Annotated in this window: 17 protein-coding genes; 9 read left to right on the forward strand and 8 right to left on the reverse strand. The window is 70.0% G+C overall.

Annotated elements, in window-relative coordinates:
* Window positions 1–26 precede the first annotated feature (26 nt).
* The 3 genes from ACFWXQ_RS18635 to ACFWXQ_RS18645 all read left to right on the forward strand — a co-directional run bounded on the left by ACFWXQ_RS18635 (window position 27) and on the right by ACFWXQ_RS18645 (window position 3,692).
* Window positions 27–1,625: a class I adenylate-forming enzyme family protein gene (locus ACFWXQ_RS18635; protein WP_383956565.1), complete on the forward strand. Its 1,599-nt coding sequence runs from the start codon at window positions 27–29 to the stop codon at window positions 1,623–1,625.
* A gap of 1 nt (window position 1,626) precedes the next feature.
* Window positions 1,627–2,805 (forward strand): FAD-dependent monooxygenase, encoded by a 1,179-nt coding sequence (locus ACFWXQ_RS18640; protein WP_383956563.1) that lies wholly within the window; start codon window positions 1,627–1,629, stop codon window positions 2,803–2,805.
* A 92-nt stretch (window positions 2,806–2,897) separates the two neighbouring features.
* Window positions 2,898–3,692, forward strand: coding sequence for an aminotransferase class IV (locus ACFWXQ_RS18645; RefSeq protein ID WP_383956560.1), 795 nt, complete (start codon window positions 2,898–2,900; stop codon window positions 3,690–3,692).
* 113 nt (window positions 3,693–3,805) lie between these two features.
* Here the strand turns inward: ACFWXQ_RS18645 and ACFWXQ_RS18650 are convergent, their stop codons facing one another.
* Window positions 3,806–4,297, reverse strand: coding sequence for a carboxymuconolactone decarboxylase family protein (locus ACFWXQ_RS18650; RefSeq protein ID WP_386268605.1), 492 nt, complete (start codon window positions 4,295–4,297; stop codon window positions 3,806–3,808).
* A 93-nt stretch (window positions 4,298–4,390) separates the two neighbouring features.
* Between ACFWXQ_RS18650 and ACFWXQ_RS18655 the strand changes: the two genes are divergently transcribed.
* Window positions 4,391–4,963 (forward strand): HAD domain-containing protein, encoded by a 573-nt coding sequence (locus ACFWXQ_RS18655; RefSeq protein WP_383956203.1) that lies wholly within the window; start codon window positions 4,391–4,393, stop codon window positions 4,961–4,963.
* A 110-nt stretch (window positions 4,964–5,073) separates the two neighbouring features.
* Window positions 5,074–7,326, forward strand: a complete 2,253-nt coding sequence (locus ACFWXQ_RS18660) for an MMPL family transporter (protein ID WP_383956205.1) — start codon at window positions 5,074–5,076, stop codon at window positions 7,324–7,326.
* Between the two features lie 60 nt (window positions 7,327–7,386).
* On the opposite strand, the gene ACFWXQ_RS18665 is transcribed toward ACFWXQ_RS18660, so the two are convergent.
* A complete protein-coding gene (locus ACFWXQ_RS18665) occupies window positions 7,387–8,478 on the reverse strand; it encodes a non-reducing end alpha-L-arabinofuranosidase family hydrolase (RefSeq protein WP_383956208.1) in 1,092 nt (363 codons plus the stop codon).
* A 561-nt stretch (window positions 8,479–9,039) separates the two neighbouring features.
* Between ACFWXQ_RS18665 and ACFWXQ_RS18670 the strand changes: the two genes are divergently transcribed.
* Window positions 9,040–9,882, forward strand: coding sequence for a hypothetical protein (locus ACFWXQ_RS18670; protein ID WP_384087171.1), 843 nt, complete (start codon window positions 9,040–9,042; stop codon window positions 9,880–9,882).
* A gap of 115 nt (window positions 9,883–9,997) precedes the next feature.
* On the opposite strand, the gene ACFWXQ_RS18675 is transcribed toward ACFWXQ_RS18670, so the two are convergent.
* From ACFWXQ_RS18675 to ACFWXQ_RS18700, 6 genes are all read right to left on the reverse strand, one after another.
* Window positions 9,998–11,488 (reverse strand): hypothetical protein, encoded by a 1,491-nt coding sequence (locus ACFWXQ_RS18675; protein ID WP_383950429.1) that lies wholly within the window; start codon window positions 11,486–11,488, stop codon window positions 9,998–10,000.
* Window positions 11,489–11,660: 172 nt separating this feature from the next.
* Window positions 11,661–12,392, reverse strand: a complete 732-nt coding sequence (locus ACFWXQ_RS18680; protein ID WP_383950431.1) for an SDR family oxidoreductase — start codon at window positions 12,390–12,392, stop codon at window positions 11,661–11,663.
* A 134-nt stretch (window positions 12,393–12,526) separates the two neighbouring features.
* A complete protein-coding gene (locus ACFWXQ_RS18685; protein WP_383950434.1) occupies window positions 12,527–13,567 on the reverse strand; it encodes an alpha/beta hydrolase family protein in 1,041 nt (346 codons plus the stop codon).
* Between the two features lie 70 nt (window positions 13,568–13,637).
* Window positions 13,638–13,949, reverse strand: a complete 312-nt coding sequence (locus tag ACFWXQ_RS18690) for a hypothetical protein (protein WP_383950437.1) — start codon at window positions 13,947–13,949, stop codon at window positions 13,638–13,640.
* Complete coding sequence (locus tag ACFWXQ_RS18695) at window positions 13,946–14,638, reverse strand: sigma-70 family RNA polymerase sigma factor (RefSeq protein WP_383950440.1); 693 nt, start codon at window positions 14,636–14,638, stop codon at window positions 13,946–13,948. Before ACFWXQ_RS18695 ends, ACFWXQ_RS18690 begins: the two co-directional genes overlap by 4 nt.
* A complete protein-coding gene (locus ACFWXQ_RS18700) occupies window positions 14,635–16,197 on the reverse strand; it encodes a sodium:solute symporter (RefSeq protein ID WP_383950444.1) in 1,563 nt (520 codons plus the stop codon). The genes ACFWXQ_RS18695 and ACFWXQ_RS18700 overlap by 4 nt, the downstream gene beginning before the upstream one ends.
* Window positions 16,198–16,365: 168 nt before the next feature.
* Here ACFWXQ_RS18700 and ACFWXQ_RS18705 point away from each other — a divergent pair, with 168 nt between their 5' ends.
* The 3 genes from ACFWXQ_RS18705 (at window position 16,366) to ACFWXQ_RS18715 (ending at window position 19,022) form a co-directional block, all read left to right on the forward strand.
* On the forward strand, window positions 16,366–16,587 hold the full coding sequence (locus ACFWXQ_RS18705; protein WP_383950447.1) for a DUF3311 domain-containing protein: 222 nt from the start codon (window positions 16,366–16,368) through the stop codon (window positions 16,585–16,587).
* An 81-nt stretch (window positions 16,588–16,668) separates the two neighbouring features.
* Window positions 16,669–18,837 carry a carbon starvation CstA family protein gene (locus tag ACFWXQ_RS18710; RefSeq protein ID WP_383950450.1) on the forward strand — a complete coding sequence of 723 codons (2,169 nt, stop codon included), beginning with the start codon at window positions 16,669–16,671 and terminating at the stop codon, window positions 18,835–18,837.
* On the forward strand, window positions 18,834–19,022 hold the full coding sequence (locus ACFWXQ_RS18715; RefSeq protein ID WP_055610320.1) for a YbdD/YjiX family protein: 189 nt from the start codon (window positions 18,834–18,836) through the stop codon (window positions 19,020–19,022). The genes ACFWXQ_RS18710 and ACFWXQ_RS18715 overlap by 4 nt, the downstream gene beginning before the upstream one ends.
* Window positions 19,023–19,042 lie beyond the last annotated feature (20 nt).

Here is a 19,042-nt window from a genome sequence, read left to right on the forward strand (position 1 = left end):
CGAACACCCCAGAAAGGAAAGGGCACATGCCACAGCCGCAGTCCCTGCTCTCCGATCGCGGGTTCTATCTCGGCCCGATGTTCCAGCAGGCCGCCGCCCGGCACGGAGCCGTCCCGGTCACCCTGGACCGGCCGCTGGACGTCAACCCCGACCTCGGTCTCGACCTCAGCTATCCGGTCCTTGCCGCCCTGGTCGAGGACCTGTCCGGGCGGCTGTGGGAGGCCGGTGTCCGGCCCTCCGAGCAGGTCGTCGTCCACAAGACGGACAACGTCGACATCGTCCTGCTGACCTGTGCGGTCTCCCGGATCGGCGCCGTCCCCGTCCTGCTCTCACCGGGCCTGCAGGGCCCCGTCGTCGGCCAGCTCCTGCAGCGGCTCCGTGAGCCCTGGCTGGTCACCGACCGGGCGAAGCTCACCGGACCGCTCAAGGACATCGAGGTCGCCCGGCTCGTCCGGCAGACCCTCAGTGTGGACGACGCGCCCGGAGCGGTCCCGCTGGACAAGTACGCCGGCGCCCCGCCCCACGGGCCGGTCCGGCTGCACCCGCGCGAACCCGCGCTCATCACCCACAGCTCGGGCACGACCGGCACCCCCAAGCTCGCCGTGCACTGCCCGAACACCATGTGGAACCGGCTCGTACCGCAGAAGGCCATGGGCTGGCCCACCCGCGGCGAGACGGCCGCGCTGCACATGTCCTTCGTGCACTCGCGCTTCTACCATCTGCTTGGCGTGCTACTGCACTTCGGCAGCCCGCTGCTGTTCATCACGGACCCCGAGCCCGCCGCCGCGGGTCCACTGCTCGCCCGGCACCGCCCCGGCATCGTCGAGACCCACCCCAACACCTTCGTGCTCTGGGAGGAGTTGGCCGACGCCCCCGGCGCACCGCTGGCCCGCGTCCGCTCGTACGGCAGCACCTTCGACGCGATCCACCCGCGCACCGTGCAGCGGCTGCTCGGTGCGTCGAACCGGCGCTCGCCCTGGCTGATGCAGCTGTACGGGCAGAGCGAGACCGGCCCGGTCGCCTTCCAGTGGTACACGCGCCGCAGCGCGGCCAGGGCGGACGGCCGGCGTGTCGGTATCGGCATCCCCGGATTCACCCGGGTCCGGATCGCCGACAGCGACGGACGGCGCAACCAGCCCGGGACGGCGGGCCGCATCGAGGCACGCACCAGGGGCCGGATCCTCACCTACCTCGGCGCCCAGGACCAGTACGACCGTCAACTGGGCGACGGCTGGTGGCAGATGGGCGACATGGGCTACCGGAACCGCTGGGGCGCCCTCTATCTGATCGACCGCGAGATCGACCAGATCGACTCCGTGCACAGCAACCTGGAGATCGAGGACACGCTGATGTCCCGCCTCGACGAACTGCGCGAGGTCGTCATCGTGCCCGGCGTCGACCGCGAGCCGGTCCCGGTTGTGGTCGTCCGGGGCGAACAGCCCCTCGACCTGCAACGCTGGCACGAGGCGACCGCCGACCTCCCCAAGATGACCTACCCGCGGCAGTGGCGGTTCGACGAGCTGCCGATGACCTCCACCTGGAAGGTCAAGCGGGTGGAGATCACCCGCATGCTCACCGAGAGCCCGACCGCCACCGCCACCGCCAAGCATCCCGGCGGCGCCTGACGTGAGCCCTGTCATCGTCGTGGGCGCCGGACCCGTGGGCATGTCGGCCGCACTCGGCCTGCGCGCCCACGGACTCCCGGTCACCCTCGTGGAAGCGGACCCGCAGGGACGCGAACGGCCGGGCAGCCGCGCCCTGTTCGTCCACAAGGAGACCCTGCAACTGCTCGAAGGGATGCGTCCGGGACTTGCCGCCCGCATCACGTCCTACGGGCGGACCTGGCAGACCAGACGCACCCTGTACCGGGGCCGCGAGGTGTACGCCAAGACGTTCCCGCCGCCCTCCTTCCCGCCCCCGTTCACCAGCCTGCGCCAGGTGGACACCGAGCGGTTCCTGCTCGCCGCCTGCGAGGCAGCCGGCGTGGACTTCGCCTGGGGCGCGCGCGTCACGGGAGTCAAGGTCACCGACTCCTCGGTCGAAGTGAGCAGCGAGGACGGACGCGGCTGGACGGGCACCCACGTCATCGCCGCCGACGGCGCCCGCTCCGCGGTCCGTCGGGAGCTGGACATCCCCATGGAAGGCACCCGTTCGGAGGGCTTCCACGTCGTGGTGGACGTGTCCGACATCCCCGGCGCCGACCTGCCGCTGGAGCGGGTCTTCCACTACGAGCATCCCGGCGTCGGCGGCCGCAGCGTCATGCGCGTGCCGTTCACCGGCGGCTTCCAGGTCGATCTGCAGTGCCGCGACGACGACGCGCAGGAGTCCTACGGCACCGAGGAGGCGGTACGGCGATGGCTGCCCGCGGTCGTGGGGGAGGGGTACGCCGACCGGATCCTGTGGGTGTCGACGTACCACTTCCTCCGCAAGGTCGCGGCGGCCTTCACCGACGAGGAGCACCGGGTGCTGCTCGTCGGCGAGGCGGCCCACCTGTTCCCGCCCTTCGGCGCCCGCGGCATGAACAGCGGCATCGCGGACGCGGCGGCAGCGGCGGCGGCCGTGGCCGCCGGCACCAGGGAGGCGGTCGCGGAGTTCGCGGCGGCCCGGCGGACGGCGGCCCATTTCAACAGCGCGGCGGCCGGTGCCGCCCTGGACCATCTGCGGCCCAGCCGCCGGACCGTACGGGCGAAGCAGTGGGCAGCGGCCGCCCTGGCACCCGTACTGCCCTGGTGCGGAGCCTGGTTGGAACACGCACCGTACGGTCCCAGGCACGGATCACCGGCGAGCGCCGGCCGGAAGTACTGACCGGAGTACCGGAAGTACTGACCGGAGTATCTGAGCACCGGACGTACTGACGGACGTACTCACGGACGTACCGAGAGGAGAAAGTTCCTTTGATGACACAACCGGCAACCGCAGAGGGGCTGTTGGCATGGATGCCCGGCCGTGGTCTGATCGCCGGCCTGGCGGCCGACACCCAGCTCCTGGTCGCGGACTCCTGGCTCGTCCGGGACGGGCAGGTGCGCGGACTGGACCGGCACCGAGAGCGGTTCCTACGGTCCTGCGGCGACTGCGGAGGACCGTCCCCCGACCAACTCGACGAGTTCTGGAGGGACATGACGGCCGCGCTGCCCCGTACGGGATCGTGGTTCCCGCGTGTCGAACTCGTGGCCGGATCCCTCCAGTTGAGGCTGCTCCTGCGGTACGCGCCGCCGATCGCTCCGGAAGTGCGCGTGTGGGCGGCCGGCCAGCCCGATCCGAGAACCGTGCCGCGCCGCAAGGGACCTGATCTGGACGTGCTGGCCCGGGTCCGGCAGCGGGCGAGAGGACAAGGCGCGGAGGAGGCGGTGCTGATCGCGCCCTCGGGACTGGTGCTGGAGGGGGCGACCTCCAGCGTCCTGTGGTGGGAGGACGACACCCTGTGCCTGCCCCCGCAGCAACTGCCGATCCTGGCCGGTGTCACCACCGGTCTCATCCAGGAGCGGGCCGTGCAGAGCGGGATCCGGATGGCCCACCGCGAGCGGACCCTTGAACAACTCGCCGGGCGGGAGGTGTGGCTGGTGAACGCCCTGCACGGAATCCGGCCGGTGACCGGCTGGGAGGGCCGGCCGATGGAAGCGGGCCAGGACATCTTCGCCAAGGAATGGCGGGAATGGCTGGACGGGCTGATGGAGCCCCTGCCCGCCGTTTGATTCGATAGAGAGAGAAAGGTTGCGCCGGACCGAATACATTCGGCCCGGCGCGATTATCCATATCCGTATTCAGTAAATTTCGGAGATCGCTTCTCGGTGATCTCTGGGATCACTCAGGCCTTTTTCTGGGCAGGCTGATAAGCGCCCGGAACCATCCGTGTCGCGATGGCGATGCGGTTGTACGCGTTGATGACGGTGGCCGCCCAGATCAGTGCCCCGATCTGCGCCTCGTCGAAGACCTCGGCCGCCTCCGCGTAGACCTCGTCCGGGACGTGCCCGTCGTGCACCAGCGTCACCGACTCGGTCAACGCCAGCGCGGCGCGCTCCCGTTCGCTGAAGAAGGGCGTCTCCCGCCAGGCGTTCAGCGCGTACACGCGCTGCTCGGTCTCGCCCTGCGCACGGGCGTCCTTGGTGTGCATGTCGATGCAGAACGCGCAGCCGTTGATCTGTGAGGCGCGAATCCGGATGAGTTCGAGGAGTTCCGGCTCTATCTTGGCGTCCTGCGCCGCCAGAACGGCCGCGCCGTGCAGCGCGCCCATTGCTCCGGACACGTCGGGGGTTATTTTCTTGAGGGCAACGCGGGGTGTGGATTCAATCTTGGGCATGGGACGAGCTTATCCGCCTCATGGACTCCGTGAAACGGGAACTGTGCGAATAGTCGTGTGACGATTTCCCGGAAGGGCGGCTATTGTGCGGCCATGACCGGACCCATCGAGCGTCCACTGCTCTTCCTCGATGTCGACGGTCCGCTCATCCCCTTCGGGGCGGCATCGGGGCAGTACCCGGGCGGGTATCCGACGTATGGGACCGACCCGACAGGGACGGACCAGGCAAGGGCGGACTCGGCAGGGTCCGACGAGAATCCGCTCCTGGCCAGGATCAACCCCGAGCACGGTCCCCGATTGACGGCTCTGCCGTGCGAGCTGGTCTGGGCCACCACCTGGATGGCCGAGGCGAACGAGACCGTCGCCCCGCGGCTCGGTCTCCCCGAACTGGCCGTCGTGAACTGGCCCGAGCCGGACGACGAGGAGGCCGAACGGGACGCGCGGCGCGGACTGCACTGGAAGACCCGCGCCCTGGTCGACCGGGCGGCCGGCCGTGCGTTCGTCTGGGTCGACGACGAGATCACCGACACCGATCGGGCCTGGGTCCGCGCACATCATCGCGGGCGCGCCCTGCTGTACCGGGTCGACCCGCGCCGGGGCCTCACCGACGCGGACTTCGACGCCCTCGGCGAGTGGCTGGCCGCCGAAGCCGCCAGGGGTCCCTGACTCCTGGACCACTCGACGGGCCCCTGCCTCCACCTGACGCTCCATATGACGCTGCGATCAAAGCGTCGTTTAATGGGGAAAATCGTGATCATTCACTCCGGGAGCAGCCCATGTCACCAACGGGGTCCAGTACAGGGGATGGGCAGGGTGCACCCGGGCTGCTGCGCAGGCTGGGGGAGTGGTGCGCCCGGCACTGCGTGATCGTCATCGTGGCCTGGCTGGTCGTGCTGGCCGCCCTGCAGGTGCTGGAACGCTCGTTCGGCGGAGACTACTCGGACAACTTCCAGCTTCCCGGGGTCCAGTCGGAAAAGGGCCTGGACGTGCTGAAGGAGCACGACCCGGCGGCGGGCGGCTACAGCAGCCAGATCGTGCTGCACGACGACAAGCAGTCGTTGACGTCGGTGAGCTCGCAGATGAGTCAGACGATCACCGACCTGCAGAAACTTCCTCACGTCCTCTCGGCGCAGAACCCGCTGACGGCCGCCTCCTCCCAGCAGTCGTCGCAGCAGTCCTCGGGGCAGTCCCAGCAGCCGAACGTGGGCCCGCTGTCCAGCGACGGGAAGACCGGATACATCACCATCCGCTTCGACGTACAGCCGTCGACCCTCGGCGACTCGTACCTCGACGGGGTGGACAGCTCGGTCAAGTCCCTGAGGTCGGCGGGCGTGGACGTCGAGTACGGCGGCCCCCTCGGTGAACTCGCCAGACCCGCCCCCGACGACCGGGTCAGCGAGCTGATCGGATTCGCGGTGGCGATCGTCGTCCTGCTCGTCGGCTTCGGGAGCGTCCTCGCGGCGGGCATCCCGCTGCTGACCGCCCTGATCAGCGCCGTGGGAGGGCTGGCCTGCCTGGGGCTGCTCGCCTCGGCCTTCACCTTCGCCACGGTGTCCCCGACGCTGGCCACCATGATCGGCCTCGGCGTGGGCATCGACTACGCGCTGTTCCTCATCACCCGCCACCGGCAGAACCTCATGAACGGCGACGACCCGGTCCGCGCGGCGGGCCGGGCCACCGCCACCAGCGGCCGGGCCGTACTCGTCTCCGGCTGCACGGTGATCATCGCCCTGGCCGGTCTCTCGGTCTCCGGAGTCAGCTTCATCGGCCTGCTGGGCGTGGCCGCGGCCGTGACGGTCGTCTCGGCCGTCGCCGGCGCGCTGACCCTCGTCCCCGCTCTGCTCGGGCTCATCGGCCACCGCATCGACCGCTACCGGGTGCGCCGCCCCGTCGCGGAGACGAACGCCGCCCCGGGCGAACCCGTCCAGGGCACCTGGCACCGCTACGCCCAGCGCGTGGAGCGCCGCCCCTGGTGGTTCCTGGCCGGCGGAGCCGCAACGGTCCTGGTCCTGGCGATCCCGGTGTTCTCGATCCAGCTCGGCCACATCGGCGACGGCGCGGACCCCAAGTCGTTCACGGACCGACGCGCCTACGACCTCATGTCGGACGCCTTCGGACCCGGTTCCAACGGTCCGTTGACCGTCGTCATCGACCAGACCTCCGTACCGTCCGACCAGCGTTCGTCGCTGGCGACACAGGCGCAGAAGTCCCTCACCGATGTGCAGGGCGCGGCCACGAGCACACAGCTCACGCCCACCCAGGACGGTGACGTGCTGGTGGGCACGGTCTACTCCAAGGAGGCCCCGCAGAGCGCGGACACCACCGACCTGACGAACCGCCTGGTCGACCAGACCCTGCCCCAGGCAGTCAAGGGCACCGACGCCAAGGGCTATGTCACGGGCACCACGGCCGCCCAGGTCGACTTCCGCGACATCGTCGCCGAGCGCCTCCCGCTGATCATCGCGGTGGTCGTCGCCCTGGCCTTCATCATCATCCTGACCGTCTTCCGCGGACTGCTGGTTGCCCTCAAGGCCGCTGTCCTCAACGTCCTCTCCATCGCCGCCTCGTACGGCGTGGTCGTCGCCGTCTTCCAATGGGGCTGGGGCGGACCGGCGTTGGGCGTGTCGGGCAAGGTGCCCATCGAGAGCTACGTACCCATGATGATGTTCGCCATCATCTTCGGCCTCAGCATGGACTACGAGATCTTCCTGCTGTCGCGTGTCCACGAGGCCTGGCTGCGCACCGGGGACGCGAAGGCCAGCGTGGCGCACGCCCTGGAGATCACCGCGCGTGTCATCACCTGCGCCGCCCTGATCATGGTGAGCGTCTTCGCCGCGTTCATCGTGAGCGACAACATCGTCGTCAAGATGCTTGGACTCGGCCTCGCCGTGAGTGTGCTGATCGACGCAACTGTCGTACGCCTGCTGCTCGTTCCGGCCGTCATGACCCTGCTCGGGCGGCACGCCTGGTGGACGCCGGGCTGGCTCGACCGGATCCTGCCGCACGTCGATCCGGAAGGGGACCACTGAACGGGCGGGGCGCAGCCGCGAGCCGTGCGGGCCTCCGCCTGCGCGAAGGCCCGCGGCCGGTCAGCAGGCCGAGTTGGTCTGGGTCAACAGGCCGAGGCGATAGGGGAGTTGGGAGTAGGTGCCGCCGGCCGAGGGGTTCAGGCCCTGGTAGAGGAACTGCAGGCGGCAGGGGTTGATCGTCATGGTCTGGTCGTTGCCGGCGCGGATGAGTTCGCCGTGGCTGATGTCCTTGGTCCACGCGCCGGAGGGGAACGTCACGTTGGTGGAGCGGGCGAACGGATTGGCCTCGGTGGCCGCCAGCGGCTGCCACTGACCGGTGAGTCCCTGGGCCGTGAAGGAGCGGTAGTACCGCCTGCCGTCGCTGCCGATGGCCTCCCACAGCAGCAGATAGGTGTTCGTGCCCTGTACGCGGTAGACGGCGCCGCCCTCGAACAGGGCGAACTTGGCGTCCTGGAGCACGAGTTGGGTGTTGCGGAAGCCGCCCGGGAACTCGCCGACGGTGGTCTCGGAGCGGTACACGTGGCCGTTGTCGTCCGCCGAGAACAGGTAGCACATGGCGCTGTCGCAGATGGTCCAGTAGTCGAGCGTGCCCGACGGGGCGGCGTTCTGGAACGTCCTGGGCGCCGACCAGCTCTGCGGGTTGCCGGGGTCCGTGCTCGTGGAGTACGAGGGCGGGCCGGTCTGGTAGACGAGGTACCACAGGTTCTTGGGCGCGAAGTAGAACACCTGCGGGGCGGCCCGGTAGCCGGTGCCGATGTTGGGGTTGGTGTCCAGGTAGGTGAGCGGGGCCGCCGAAGCCCCCGACCAGTCGGTGAAGCTCGTGTAGGCGAGGCTCCAGGACCCGGCCGTGTTCGCCGTCGTCATGAAGACGTGCCACTTGCCGTTCGCCTGGACCACCGTCGGGTCCTTGACGGAGACGACGGGGTGACTCGCGTCGGGCCTGGGTGAGATCAGCAGGCTGCTGGACGACCACCGGAAGCTGCTCGGAAGTTGCGCCGCGACCCCCGATTCCTTCGGAGGCGGAGCGGAGTACGACCGCGTGGGAACGGCGAGCAGCGACATCGCCAGACCCAGCAGGAGGACCAGGGCCGCGCGGCGGCCGCGGTGGGTGTGCCGATGGTGCGGGCGTAAGCCATGAACGAGTGCGGACATGCGGGCTCCCAGGGGAGGTCGGGGCTCGCCGCACGAACACCAGGTGCGCTCTTCGTCCGGAACTGTGGCGTGTGGGGAGAGCCTTGCCGGTACGGGTGATGCGGGTGCTGTCGTGCCTGGTGCGTGGGCCTTGGATGTTAGAGGCCCCGTCAGGAGCGTCAATACCTCCCGCATCATTCGGTTCCACGGCCGCATCTTTCGGCTCGGTCCCGTGGGGCCCCCGGAGCCCGCTCCCGCCTCGCTGGCCGCCTCCGTGTCACGTCCCTTCCGGCCGGAGAACGCGGGTCGTGATCAAGTCGAAACATGGTGAACTCGTGAAGGATTGACGAGAGTTGTGAAAGGTGACAAGAATTCGGATCACTCCACTCCGCTGTGTCTGAAGCGAGTGAAGTGGCGCGAGTGACTCGGTCGCGCACGCCTTCGTTGCGTCCGCCCGCGTCGGTCACGTGCGCTCAGCCACCTCCCACACATTTCGATCCACAGAGGCCCATCTTGTCGCGTTCGCAACAACCCAGGATTCCGGCTGCCCTCGCAGCGTCCGCATTCCTCGCAGTCGCCGCCGTGCCCGTGTTCGGGGCAGGCGTCGCAAGCGCCACGCCCGGCGGGACGTGCCAGTCGGCGACCGTCCAGTACCGCATCGTCGGCGCCGACGGAGGTGTCGTGGGCGCGGACTGGACCTCGCAGGGCGGATTCCGTTCCTGGGACACCGTCCCCGGGCCCGTCGAGGTCCGGCTGGCCCCCGGCCAGAAGGTCGCGGACGGCTGCAAGTACCCCGTCTCCCTTGCCGAATACACCACCGAGGGACCGAACTGGGCGACTTCCGGTCGCCAGACCATGGTGGACAAGGCAACCGTCTACCTCACCGCCGCGGACGTGGCCGGCGACGACGACGCGAAGCGGACCTGGCAGAAGCTGGCCGTGAAGCTGCCCGACTGCTACGGCCAGATCGACCTGTACGGCGACGACATCGCCTACGACGGCAAGACCGGGGAGGGTCATGGCCCCGCCCCCTACCAGCCCGACGGTGTCAACACTCCCTACCACCTCATAGCGGCGTGGAACGGCGGCGAGAAGGCGTGTGCCGATGCCCCGTCCGACTCGCCCAGCCCGACACCGACCCCGTCGGAGCCCACCCCGTCGACCCCCGCGGGCAGCACCCCGCCCGCGGAGGAGACGACTCCGCCGACCACCCCCAAGCCCTCCGCGACGCCTCCCACGACACCGGACGTGCCGCCGCTGTCGTCGAAGCCGCCCACCACCCCGGAGCCGTCGCCCAGCGACAGCACGCCGCCGCTGGCGGAGACGGGCGCCGGCGCGCCGGTCGGCCTGATCGCCGGTGGAGCTGCCGTGGTGATCGCCCTGGGCGCCGGTGCGGTGTTCGCGGCCCGCTCGCGTCGCTCCTGACGGACGCGCGCGGAATCGTCCTCGTGCCGTAGCGCACACCTGCGGCTCCGCTTCCCGGCCGGCACCCTCCGTGCCGCCGGGAGGCGGAGCTTTTGCCCGAGGGCGACTTGCACGTTCAGGGAGCGATGCCCACGCCGTTGATCCGGCTCCAGGACTTCTCCTGGGCGGCGCTCATGGCAGGCCAACGCAGCCCGCCCGGACGGGGGTTGACCCGCGTGGCGTACGAACGGGGGTAGAAACCCGGGTCGTAGAAACAGCCGCTGCCGTACCTCTTGTCGAACGCGCCGCAGGACGCCGCGAGCGACTTCGGAGTCGGCTTCTCTCCGGTGCGTACCCAAGTGGCCAGAGCCGAGATCGAGTTGGCGTACTCGGAATTGCTCAGCCCGCTGTGCTCGCTTTCCCGGGTGAAGGACTGCACGAGCCTCTTCTCCCGGTGCGCGCCCCGAAGGCTGTCGCGATAGGCCGCCTCGTGCTCGACGAAAGCCGTCGGATCGTCGATGGCGTGGAGCGTGAGCACGGGAATCGAGACCTTGCCCGTGAGGTCACTGTCGTACGACAGGTCGCGAACGGCGGTCGGATCCGCGGCGAACCGTTCGACACCCGCGTTGAGCGCCTTGTCGTCATGGGACCCGGAATAGCGAACTCCCTTGTTGCTGAAGGGATTACGCCCGCCGAGCCGGTTGTGCACGATGTCGCGGAACGTGAACGTCGCGAAGCGCAGATGCGATTCCAGGGTGCGCTCCGGAATGCCCGTGACCGCGAGGATGTCGTCCAGATTGCGCTGCTGCAGAGCGGTCCGCTGCTCGGCGGGGGAGGCGAATCCCGTGCACTCCTCCAGGCGGGCGCGCAGTCCCGCGCTCGTCATGGTCGAGGTCGCCCGCAGCCCCTCCCACAGCGGGTACTGGGGCTCGGTGGGGCGAGGGTGGTTCTGGCAGTAGTACTGGTAGACCACCCGCAGGTCCACGCGGTAGTCGTAGCCGCGTGAGCCGCCGCCGAGCACGCCGTTGGTGAGCAGGGCGCCGTCGTAGGGGCCGTACTTCTTCGCGCCGTACGTCTCCACGACCTTCGCGGCGACGTTGCCGCCCCAGGACTGACCGTGCACGTACGTCCGCCTCGGCCTGTCGAACTCCTCGACGAACAGGCGGCGCAGATTCTCCGTGTCGGCGGCGGCCATCCGCGTTCCGTAACCGCCCCGGCGATACGACGAACCGGCCCACGCATAGCCTTCGTCGACCATCACCGACCAGCGTTCCAGATCGCCGATGCTGCGGTCCGGGTCGGAGTCCGCGCCGAGGTCGGGCCCTCCGTGCGCGTGCATCACGAGCGAGCCGTTCCAATCCTTCGGGACGGCGATCGCGTAATAGGCGCCGTTGGAATCCCGCCCCGTGTAACAAGTGGCCTTTCCGGTCAGAGTGGTTGGGCACTCCACGGAAGCAGGTCCGCCCGCGGTTGAGGAGGGGGCGGAGGAGGCCGATGTCGTTCCGGCGAGTGTGCCGACGAGAATTCCCGCAAGGCCCGCGGCCATCGCGGCACGGCGGCGTCGAAGTCCTTTGGCCCCATAGCGGATGTCACGGGTACCCGACGTTCCGAGTCTCGGCCGGTCCATGGGCGTACTCCTTCTCCTCATCGGCGCACCGTTGCGCGACGCGGCCGATGCTAAGGAGAGGCAGGCTGAAAACCCATGGCTTGATCATTTGCGTTCATAGTGTTCATTCGGCGGTGACCGCGGGCAAGCCGGGCCGTCGTGGCTCACCCGCGGTCGGGGCCGCCCAACGGGTTCAGGAGAGCCAGTCGGTGTAGCGGGTGGGCGCGATGTGCGCGTCCTTCGGGGCGACGAGGACGTCACCCTTGACGGCGGCGAACATGCCCGCGCTGTCGTCGGTCGTGACCGTGCGGCCGTCCGGGTGGGCGGCCAGCGTGATCCGGCCGAGCTCGTCGAGGTGGAAGACGTCGGGGCCGCCGACGTTGTGGATGCCCCGCAGGGGTGAACCCGCGGCGACCTCGGCGACCGCGGCGGCGACGTCCTTGGCCGCGATCGGCTGGATCGGTGTGGCGGGCAGGCGGACGGTGTCGCCGTCGGTGGTCCAGGACAGGACCGCGTCGACGAACTCCATGAACTGGGTCGCCCGGACGATCGAGTAGGGGACCGGCCCGGCCCTGAGGATGTCCTCCTGGAGGGCCTTGGCCCGGTAGTAGTCCAGCTCGGGCACCTGGTCCACGCCGACGATCGAGAGGATGACGAAGTGCTGGACGCCACCCTTCCCGGCGGCCGCGAGGAGGTTGTCCATCGAGGTCTGGAAGAACGCCGGGGAGGCCTCGTCGAAGGTCGGGGAGTTCGTCAGGTTGATGACGGTGTCGACGCCCTCCACGGCCTGCTCCAGGCCCTTGCCCGTGATGACGTCGACTCCGGTGGTCTGGGAGTGGGGCACCGCGTCGTGCCCGGCGTCGTTCAGTTTCGTGACGACCTGCGAACCGATCAGTCCGGTACCGCCGATCACTGCGAACTTCATGACACGGCCTTTCCGTCTAGGTCCGTCGCTTGGCATACCAATCGCTCCCGATTCGGGAGGGACCGTACAAACGGTAGAGGAAGGTGCGCGCGGCCGCTCGGCATCCGGTGAGTGCCGGCAACCGACGCGTCGGGTCAGCGCAGATGCTTCTCGAAGAAGTCCATCGTCGTCTCCATCGAGGCCGGCCACTGCGGGGCGAACGTGTGGTGCTCGCCCTTGTACTTCACCAGCTCGACGTCCTTGCCCGCCTTCTCGAACGCGGCGGTGGTCCGCTCCGACCAGACGATGGGGCAGCTTTCGTCGGCGGTGCCGTGATGGATGAGCAGCGGTTCGGTCACCCGGTCGACGTAGGTGATCGGAGCGGCTTCCCTCCAGAACTTCGGGTTCTCCTCGGGGGTGCCGTGCGTCTTGTCGATCTCGGCGACGACCGGGTCGCCGTCACCGCGCTGGAAGTGGTCGATGTTCTCGTCCGGACGCGAGCTCACCGGGGCGAACACCACGGCGGCGTCGACCAGACCGGGCGCGACCACCAGCGTGTTGTACACGACGCCGCCGCCCATCGACCGCCCCAGCAGACCGATCCGCTCGCCGTCGATCTCCGGACGCCCCGACGAGCGCAGTGCCATGACGGCACCGATGGTGTCCTCGGTGTAGCCGAGGCGCAGATTGACGTCATTGTCCGGGTCGTCGTCGGAGCCCGCGTGGTTGCGGTAGTCGGTGTGCAGGACGACATAGCCGTTGCGGGCCAGCAGCTCCTGCTCCCGGGCCAGTCCGCGGCCGCTGGTGTAGACGGCCGGGTCGATGTACCCGTGCGCCAGGACCAGGGCCGGGAAGGGCCCCTTGCCCCTGGGAATGTTCATGATTCCCGAGATCGTCAGCCCGTTGGCCTCGTACGTGACCGCGTACTGGGTGTAGGCGTCGGTCCGCACGCGTACGTTCCCGAGCTTGAGGTCGGAGCCGCGGTGCTCACGCTCGATCAGCCCCGGGATCGACACGGGGTTGGCCGGAGCCGGGGTGGGCGTGGGGGTGGGCGTCGCGCTGGGGGTCTTGGCGGAAGCCCGGGCCGAGGCCGGCGGACTCGTGGGCTCGCCGTCCCCGTCGCCGTCCCCGGTGCAGCCGACAGCGGCCACCAGTACCAGCCCCGCGGCACCACAGGCCATGCTCCGAAACCGCATGGGGCCAGTATCCCCCGGATCCGCCGCCAGGAGGGGTGCCGTACGAGATCCACGACCCCGAGCCCGTCCATCAGCCCGGGACCGCGGCCGCACCGCTGGACGTCACCTCGTTCCCCGCGCCGGAGAAGATGACCCCGGGTTCGGAGGGCGCCTGGTTGAGGACCCACAGGCCGATCAGGGTGGCGAGCGTGAAGACGACCGCGATCAGGACCGCGAGCACCAGCCGGCGGCGCCGCTCGCGGCGCACCCAGTCGCCGCGGGCCGTGCGGTAGGCGTCCGGGGCCGGGTGCACCCCGCCTGCCAGCGCCTCCAGGGCCTCGCGCAGCTCTTGTTCCGTACGGTCCGGCTCGTGTTCCGTACGGTCCGGAGAGGTGTCGTTCATCGCCGGGCCTCCATCGCCTGGGTCAGGGCGGCGATGCCGCGTGCGGTGTGTGTCTTGACCGAGCCGCAGGAGATGCCCATCGCGGCGGCTATCTCGCTCTCCTTCAGGCCGAGCCAGTGGCGCAGCACGAGCGCTTCGCGCTGCCGCGCGGGCAGTTGCTGCAGCGCGTCGATGAGTACGCGCTGGTCGTCGTGGAGCAGCGCGGTGCTCTCCGCGGAGGCCACGACATCGCTCGGCGGGTTCTCGACGTGCTTGCGCGCGACCTGGAGGTGGCGTATCCGCATCCGGGTCAGATTGCAGACCGTGGACCGCAGATAGGCCTCCGCGGCCTCGGCGTCCCGCAGCCGGCGCCACTTCCGGTAGATCTGGTAGTACGCCTCGGCCACGACGTTCTCCGGATCGTCGGCGCCGAGCAGCACGGCCAGGCGCAGCATCGACGAGTAGTGCACCTCGAAGAGCCGGGCCAGAGCGGCTTCCCGCTCCAGGTCGACGGGATCGCCGACCGCCGGGGAGAGGGACACATCCTCCGCCGCCCCTTCGCGTACGCCGCCGGGGCGGGACTCCTCGTCGAGGCCGGGGCGGTCCGCGACCGGTGGCCGGGCCCTCGCCGCGCGGGGAACGCGTGGCTCGGGGAGGGCTGCCGATGCGGCCTGCGCCACCGTCGCATGGGTGTGGTGTCTGCGTCTCACGGGTTGGTGGCTCCCGTCTCGGGCCGGCGCCTGACGGTCAGGCGTGACGGTAGGTCGGTGACATCGGCGCCGCGCGGGACGCCGAGCCGTTCGAGGGCCGCGGTGCCGACCAGGGCGACGGCCAGGTTGAGCACCAGGGCCGCGAGCCCGGCGTAGATCTCCAGCGGCTGCTCCGCGGAACCGAAGGCCACGATGGAGGAGAACCCCTCGCGCACCACCAGGAACGTGCCGGCCGTCATGCCCACGGCCCACCCGGCGAGCAGCGCCCGCGGATGCAGCCGGCCGGTGAACAGCCCGACGGCCACGGCGGGGAAGATCTGCAGAATCCATACGCCGCCGAGCAGTTGGAGATTGATGGCGTCCTGGTCGCGCAGCCCGAACACGAAGGCCACCGCCCCCACCTTCGCGGTGAGCGACACCGCCTTGGCGATGCGCACCTGCCGTTTGGGCGTGGCGGTCGGCTGCACGTACTCGACGTACACATTGCGTACGAAGCAGGTCGCGGCGGCGATCGACATCACGGCGGCCGGGACGAGCGCCCCCACGACGATCGCGCCGAACACCAGCCCGGCGAGCGGTCCCGGCATCAACCGGTCGACCAGCATCGGCACGGCCGCCTCGGCGCCTCCCTCCGGGGCGTCCACGCCCGCCGCGAGGGCCGCGACGCCGAGGAAGCCGAAGAGCGCGAGCAGGCCCGTCCAGGCGGGCAGTGCCACGGCGACCTTGCGCAGGGTGCGCGGGCTGTCGGCGGCGAATCCGGCGGTGAGCACGTGCGGGTACATCAGCAGGGCCAGCGCCGAGCCCAGGGCGAGGGTGGCGTAGGCGGGCTGCTGCTCGGGGGAGAGGAGCAGGGCGGAGTGGGCCGTGTCCGTACCGCCGAGCCGTTGCGCGGCCCGGTCGAAGAGCGGGCCGGGGCCGCCGAGCCGGTCGAGGACCAGCCAGCAGACCGCGGTGAGCGAGACGAAGACCGCCACCGCCTTGAGAGCGGAGATGACCGCCGGTGCGCGCAGCCCGTGCCGGTACGTGGCCACCGCGAGACCCGCGAAGAGCGCCACCATCACCAGGTCGCCGGCCGCGCCGCGCGGATAGATGCCCCCGGCCGTGAGCACCGCGCGGATGCCCAGCAACTGCAAGGCCAGATACGGCATCGTCGCGAGGATCCCGGTGAGCGCGACGACCAGGGCCAGCGGCGGCGAACCGTACCGTCCACGGACGAAGTCGCCGACGGTCACATAGCCGTGGCGGCGGGCCACCGCCCAGAGCCGCGTCAGCAGGACGAAGGCGAGCGGACAGACGATCACCGTGTACGGGACGGCGAAGAAGGCGGGCGCCCCGTTGCCGTACGCCAGGCCGGGGACGGCCGTGAAGGTGTACGCGGTGAAGATCGTGCCGCCCAGCAGCAGCCAGGTCCACACCGGGCCCAGGCTCCGGTCGGCCAGCGCCCAGCCCTCCAGGGACGGCAGCCGGTCGGTGGGGCGCAGCCGCCGCGCCGTGACGGCGAGCAGCGACGCTCCGCCGATCACGGCGAGAAACGTCGCGGTCATGGCGACATCCGCCATGGGTCACCGTCCTTGGTGTGCCTGTGCCCTTGCCGGAGAGTTGCGCGGGCACCCCATTCGGATGACAGGGAACCGGCGGGAAATCTTCTGGAAATTCGCTGTCAACCAGTTCCGGCCGGTGGGCAACTCTTGCACAGACCGACAAGCACGGGGAGAGGAGCGCAGGTCATGGCACCCACGGGTCATCACCGGCTACGGCGCGTCGCGATCGCCGTACTGCTCCTCGCGCCCGCCGCGGGTCTGCTCTGGGTGCCCTGGTACGCCGGCGAGAGCCCCCGGCTCGCCGGGACGCCGTTCTTCTACTGGTACCAGCTCGCCTGGGTGCCGGGCTGCGCCCTGTGCCTCCTGGCCGCGTACGCGCTGACCAGGCACGACCGCCACGACCCCTAGCTCGTACGCGTTCCGTATCCCGCACCGCCGACCCGTACGCATCCGTACCACCACACATCACCGTAGAGGTGAGGAGCCGCCATGCCCACGTCAGTCATGCCCGAATCCGGTCGCCCGGCGCCGGAAGAGCCGCCGCCCGCACGTTCCCGGATGACACCGCGGTCGATGCTGCTGTGGGCCGCGGTCGCCCTGCTCGGCGCGATCGGCTGGGGTGTCCTCGCGCTGGCCCGCGGCGAGGAGATCTCCGCGGTCTGGCTGGTGGTGGCCGCCCTCGGCTCGTACGCCATCGCCTACCGCTTCTACTCCCGCTTCGTCGCACGGCGCGTGCTGAAGCCCGACGACCGGCGGGCCACCCCCGCCGAACGCCTGGAGGACGGTGTCGACTTCCAGCCGACCGACCGCCGGGTGCTGCTCGGCCATCACTTCGCGGCGATCGCCGGGGCCGGGCCGCTGGTCGGGCCGGTGCTCGCGGCCCAGATGGGGTATCTGCCGGGCACCCTGTGGATCGTCGCCGGAGTGATCTTCGCCGGGGCGGTGCAGGACATGGTGGTGCTGTTCCTGTCGATGCGGCGGGACGGCAAATCGCTCGGGCAGATGGCCCGTGAGGAGATCGGCAGGGCGGGCGGGGCCGCGGCCCTGATCGCCGTCTTCGCCATCATGATCATCCTGCTCGGGGTGCTGGCCCTGGTCGTGGTCAACGCGCTCGCCCACTCCCCGTGGGGCACCTTCTCGGTCGCCATGACCGTCCCCATCGCCCTGTTCATGGGCTTCTGGCTGCACCGCATCCGGCCGGGCCGGGTCGTCGAGACCAGCCTGATCGGTGTGGCGCTGCTGCTTCTCGCCATCGTCGGCGGCAGCTGGGTCCAGGAGTCCTCGCTCGCCGACACCTTCACCCTCAGCCCGACGACCCTCGTCCTCTGTCTCGTCGGCTACGGCTTCGTCGCGTCCGTGCTGCCCGTGTGGATGCTGCTCGCGCCGCGCGACTATCTCTCCACCTTCATGAAGATCGGCACCATCGCGCTGCTCGCGGTCGGTGTGATCGTGGCCGCGCCCGTGCTGCGAACCGACGCGGTCAGCGACTTCGCCTCCTCGGGCACGGGCCCGGTCTTCGCCGGATCCCTCTTCCCGTTCCTCTTCATCACCATCGCGTGCGGCGCGCTCTCCGGCTTCCACGCGCTGGTCGCCTCCGGGACCACGCCGAAGCTGATCCAGAAGGAGTCCCAGGTCCGCATGATCGGCTACGGCGCCATGCTGATGGAGTCGTTCGTCGCGATCATGGCGCTGATCGCGGCCGCCACCTTGGAACCGGGCCTTTACTACGCGATGAACGCGCCCGCCGGGCTGCTCGGCACGACGGCCGAGTCCGCCTCCCAGGCGGTGGCGGGCCTCGGCTTCACCATCACCCCCGACCAACTGACGCAGGCGGCCAAGGCGGTGGAGGAGCAGACGCTCATCGCCCGCTCGGGCGGCGCACCGACCCTCGCGGTCGGCATGTCGGAGATCTTCTCCGGAGTCTTCGGCGGCAGCTCGATGAAGGCCTTCTGGTACCACTTCGCGATCATGTTCGAGGCGCTGTTCATCCTGACCACGGTCGACGCCGGCACCCGTGTCGGTCGCTTCATGCTCCAGGACATGCTCGGCAACGTCTGGAAGCCGATCGGCCGGGTCAACTGGAAGCCGGGCATCTGGCTGTGCAGCGCGCTCGTCGTGGCGGCCTGGGGCTACTTCCTCCACTCCGGCGCCACCGACCCCCTGGGCGGAATCAACCAGCTCTTCCCGCTCTTCGGCATCGCCAACCAGCTCCTCGCCGCCATCGCCCTCACCGTCTGCACGACCGTCCTCGTCAAGTCCGGGCGGCTGCGCTGGGCCTGGGTCACCGGGGTGCCGCTGGCCTGGGTGGTCGCGATCACCTTCACCGCCGGCTGGCAGAAGATCTTCTCCGCCGACCCGCGCGTCGGCTTCTTCGCCCAGCGCGAGCGGTACGCCGACGGCATCGACGCCGGCCAGGTCCTGCCACCCGCCAAGACCCTCGACGACATGCACACGGTGGTCACCAACTCCACGGTTGACGGCGTGCTGATCGCCCTGTTCCTGCTCCTGGTCGCCGTGGTGATCGTCAACGCGGCCGTCGTGTGCGTACGCGCCGTACGTTCCCCCGTCCCGCTGCCGACGACCGAGACCCCGTACGTCGAGTCCCGCATCGACCTCCCGGAGCAGTCCGCCGAACCGCTGGCGGGAGCCCGGACATGAGCGTCCGGCGATGGGCACGGGCCGTGCGCTGGTACCTGCGCGAGCTGACCGGGGAGGCGGAGTACGACCGCTACTGCGAGCGTCATCTGCGTCACCACCCGCTCGCCCCGGTGCCGACACCACGTGAGTACCAGGCACTGCGAGCCCGGCACCGGGAGGACCATCCGCAGAGCCGCTGCTGCTGACTCGGAGTGCGGAGTGCGGA

It is taken from the genome of Streptomyces sp. NPDC058697, assembly GCF_042715345.1.
GTDB lineage: Bacteria > Actinomycetota > Actinomycetes > Streptomycetales > Streptomycetaceae > Streptomyces > Streptomyces liliifuscus.

Bases quoted from the DNA above. Each gene is read 5' to 3' on its own strand.
- ACFWXQ_RS18715 (WP_055610320.1), top strand. From the start codon at position 18,834: ATGAGCGTCCGGCGATGGGCACGGGCCGTGCGCTGGTACCTGCGCGAG.
- ACFWXQ_RS18690 (WP_383950437.1), bottom strand. From the start codon at position 13,949: ATGAACGACACCTCTCCGGACCGTACGGAACACGAGCCGGACCGTACG.
- ACFWXQ_RS18660 (WP_383956205.1), top strand. From the start codon at position 5,074: ATGTCACCAACGGGGTCCAGTACAGGGGATGGGCAGGGTGCACCCGGG.
- ACFWXQ_RS18655 (WP_383956203.1), top strand. From the start codon at position 4,391: ATGACCGGACCCATCGAGCGTCCACTGCTCTTCCTCGATGTCGACGGT.
- ACFWXQ_RS18650 (WP_386268605.1), bottom strand. From the start codon at position 4,297: ATGCCCAAGATTGAATCCACACCCCGCGTTGCCCTCAAGAAAATAACC.
- ACFWXQ_RS18635 (WP_383956565.1), top strand. From the start codon at position 27: ATGCCACAGCCGCAGTCCCTGCTCTCCGATCGCGGGTTCTATCTCGGC.
- ACFWXQ_RS18710 (WP_383950450.1), top strand. From the start codon at position 16,669: ATGCCCACGTCAGTCATGCCCGAATCCGGTCGCCCGGCGCCGGAAGAG.
- ACFWXQ_RS18665 (WP_383956208.1), bottom strand. From the start codon at position 8,478: ATGTCCGCACTCGTTCATGGCTTACGCCCGCACCATCGGCACACCCAC.
- ACFWXQ_RS18700 (WP_383950444.1), bottom strand. From the start codon at position 16,197: ATGGCGGATGTCGCCATGACCGCGACGTTTCTCGCCGTGATCGGCGGA.
- ACFWXQ_RS18705 (WP_383950447.1), top strand. From the start codon at position 16,366: ATGGCACCCACGGGTCATCACCGGCTACGGCGCGTCGCGATCGCCGTA.
- ACFWXQ_RS18675 (WP_383950429.1), bottom strand. From the start codon at position 11,488: ATGGACCGGCCGAGACTCGGAACGTCGGGTACCCGTGACATCCGCTAT.
- ACFWXQ_RS18680 (WP_383950431.1), bottom strand. From the start codon at position 12,392: ATGAAGTTCGCAGTGATCGGCGGTACCGGACTGATCGGTTCGCAGGTC.
- ACFWXQ_RS18685 (WP_383950434.1), bottom strand. From the start codon at position 13,567: ATGCGGTTTCGGAGCATGGCCTGTGGTGCCGCGGGGCTGGTACTGGTG.
- ACFWXQ_RS18645 (WP_383956560.1), top strand. From the start codon at position 2,898: ATGACACAACCGGCAACCGCAGAGGGGCTGTTGGCATGGATGCCCGGC.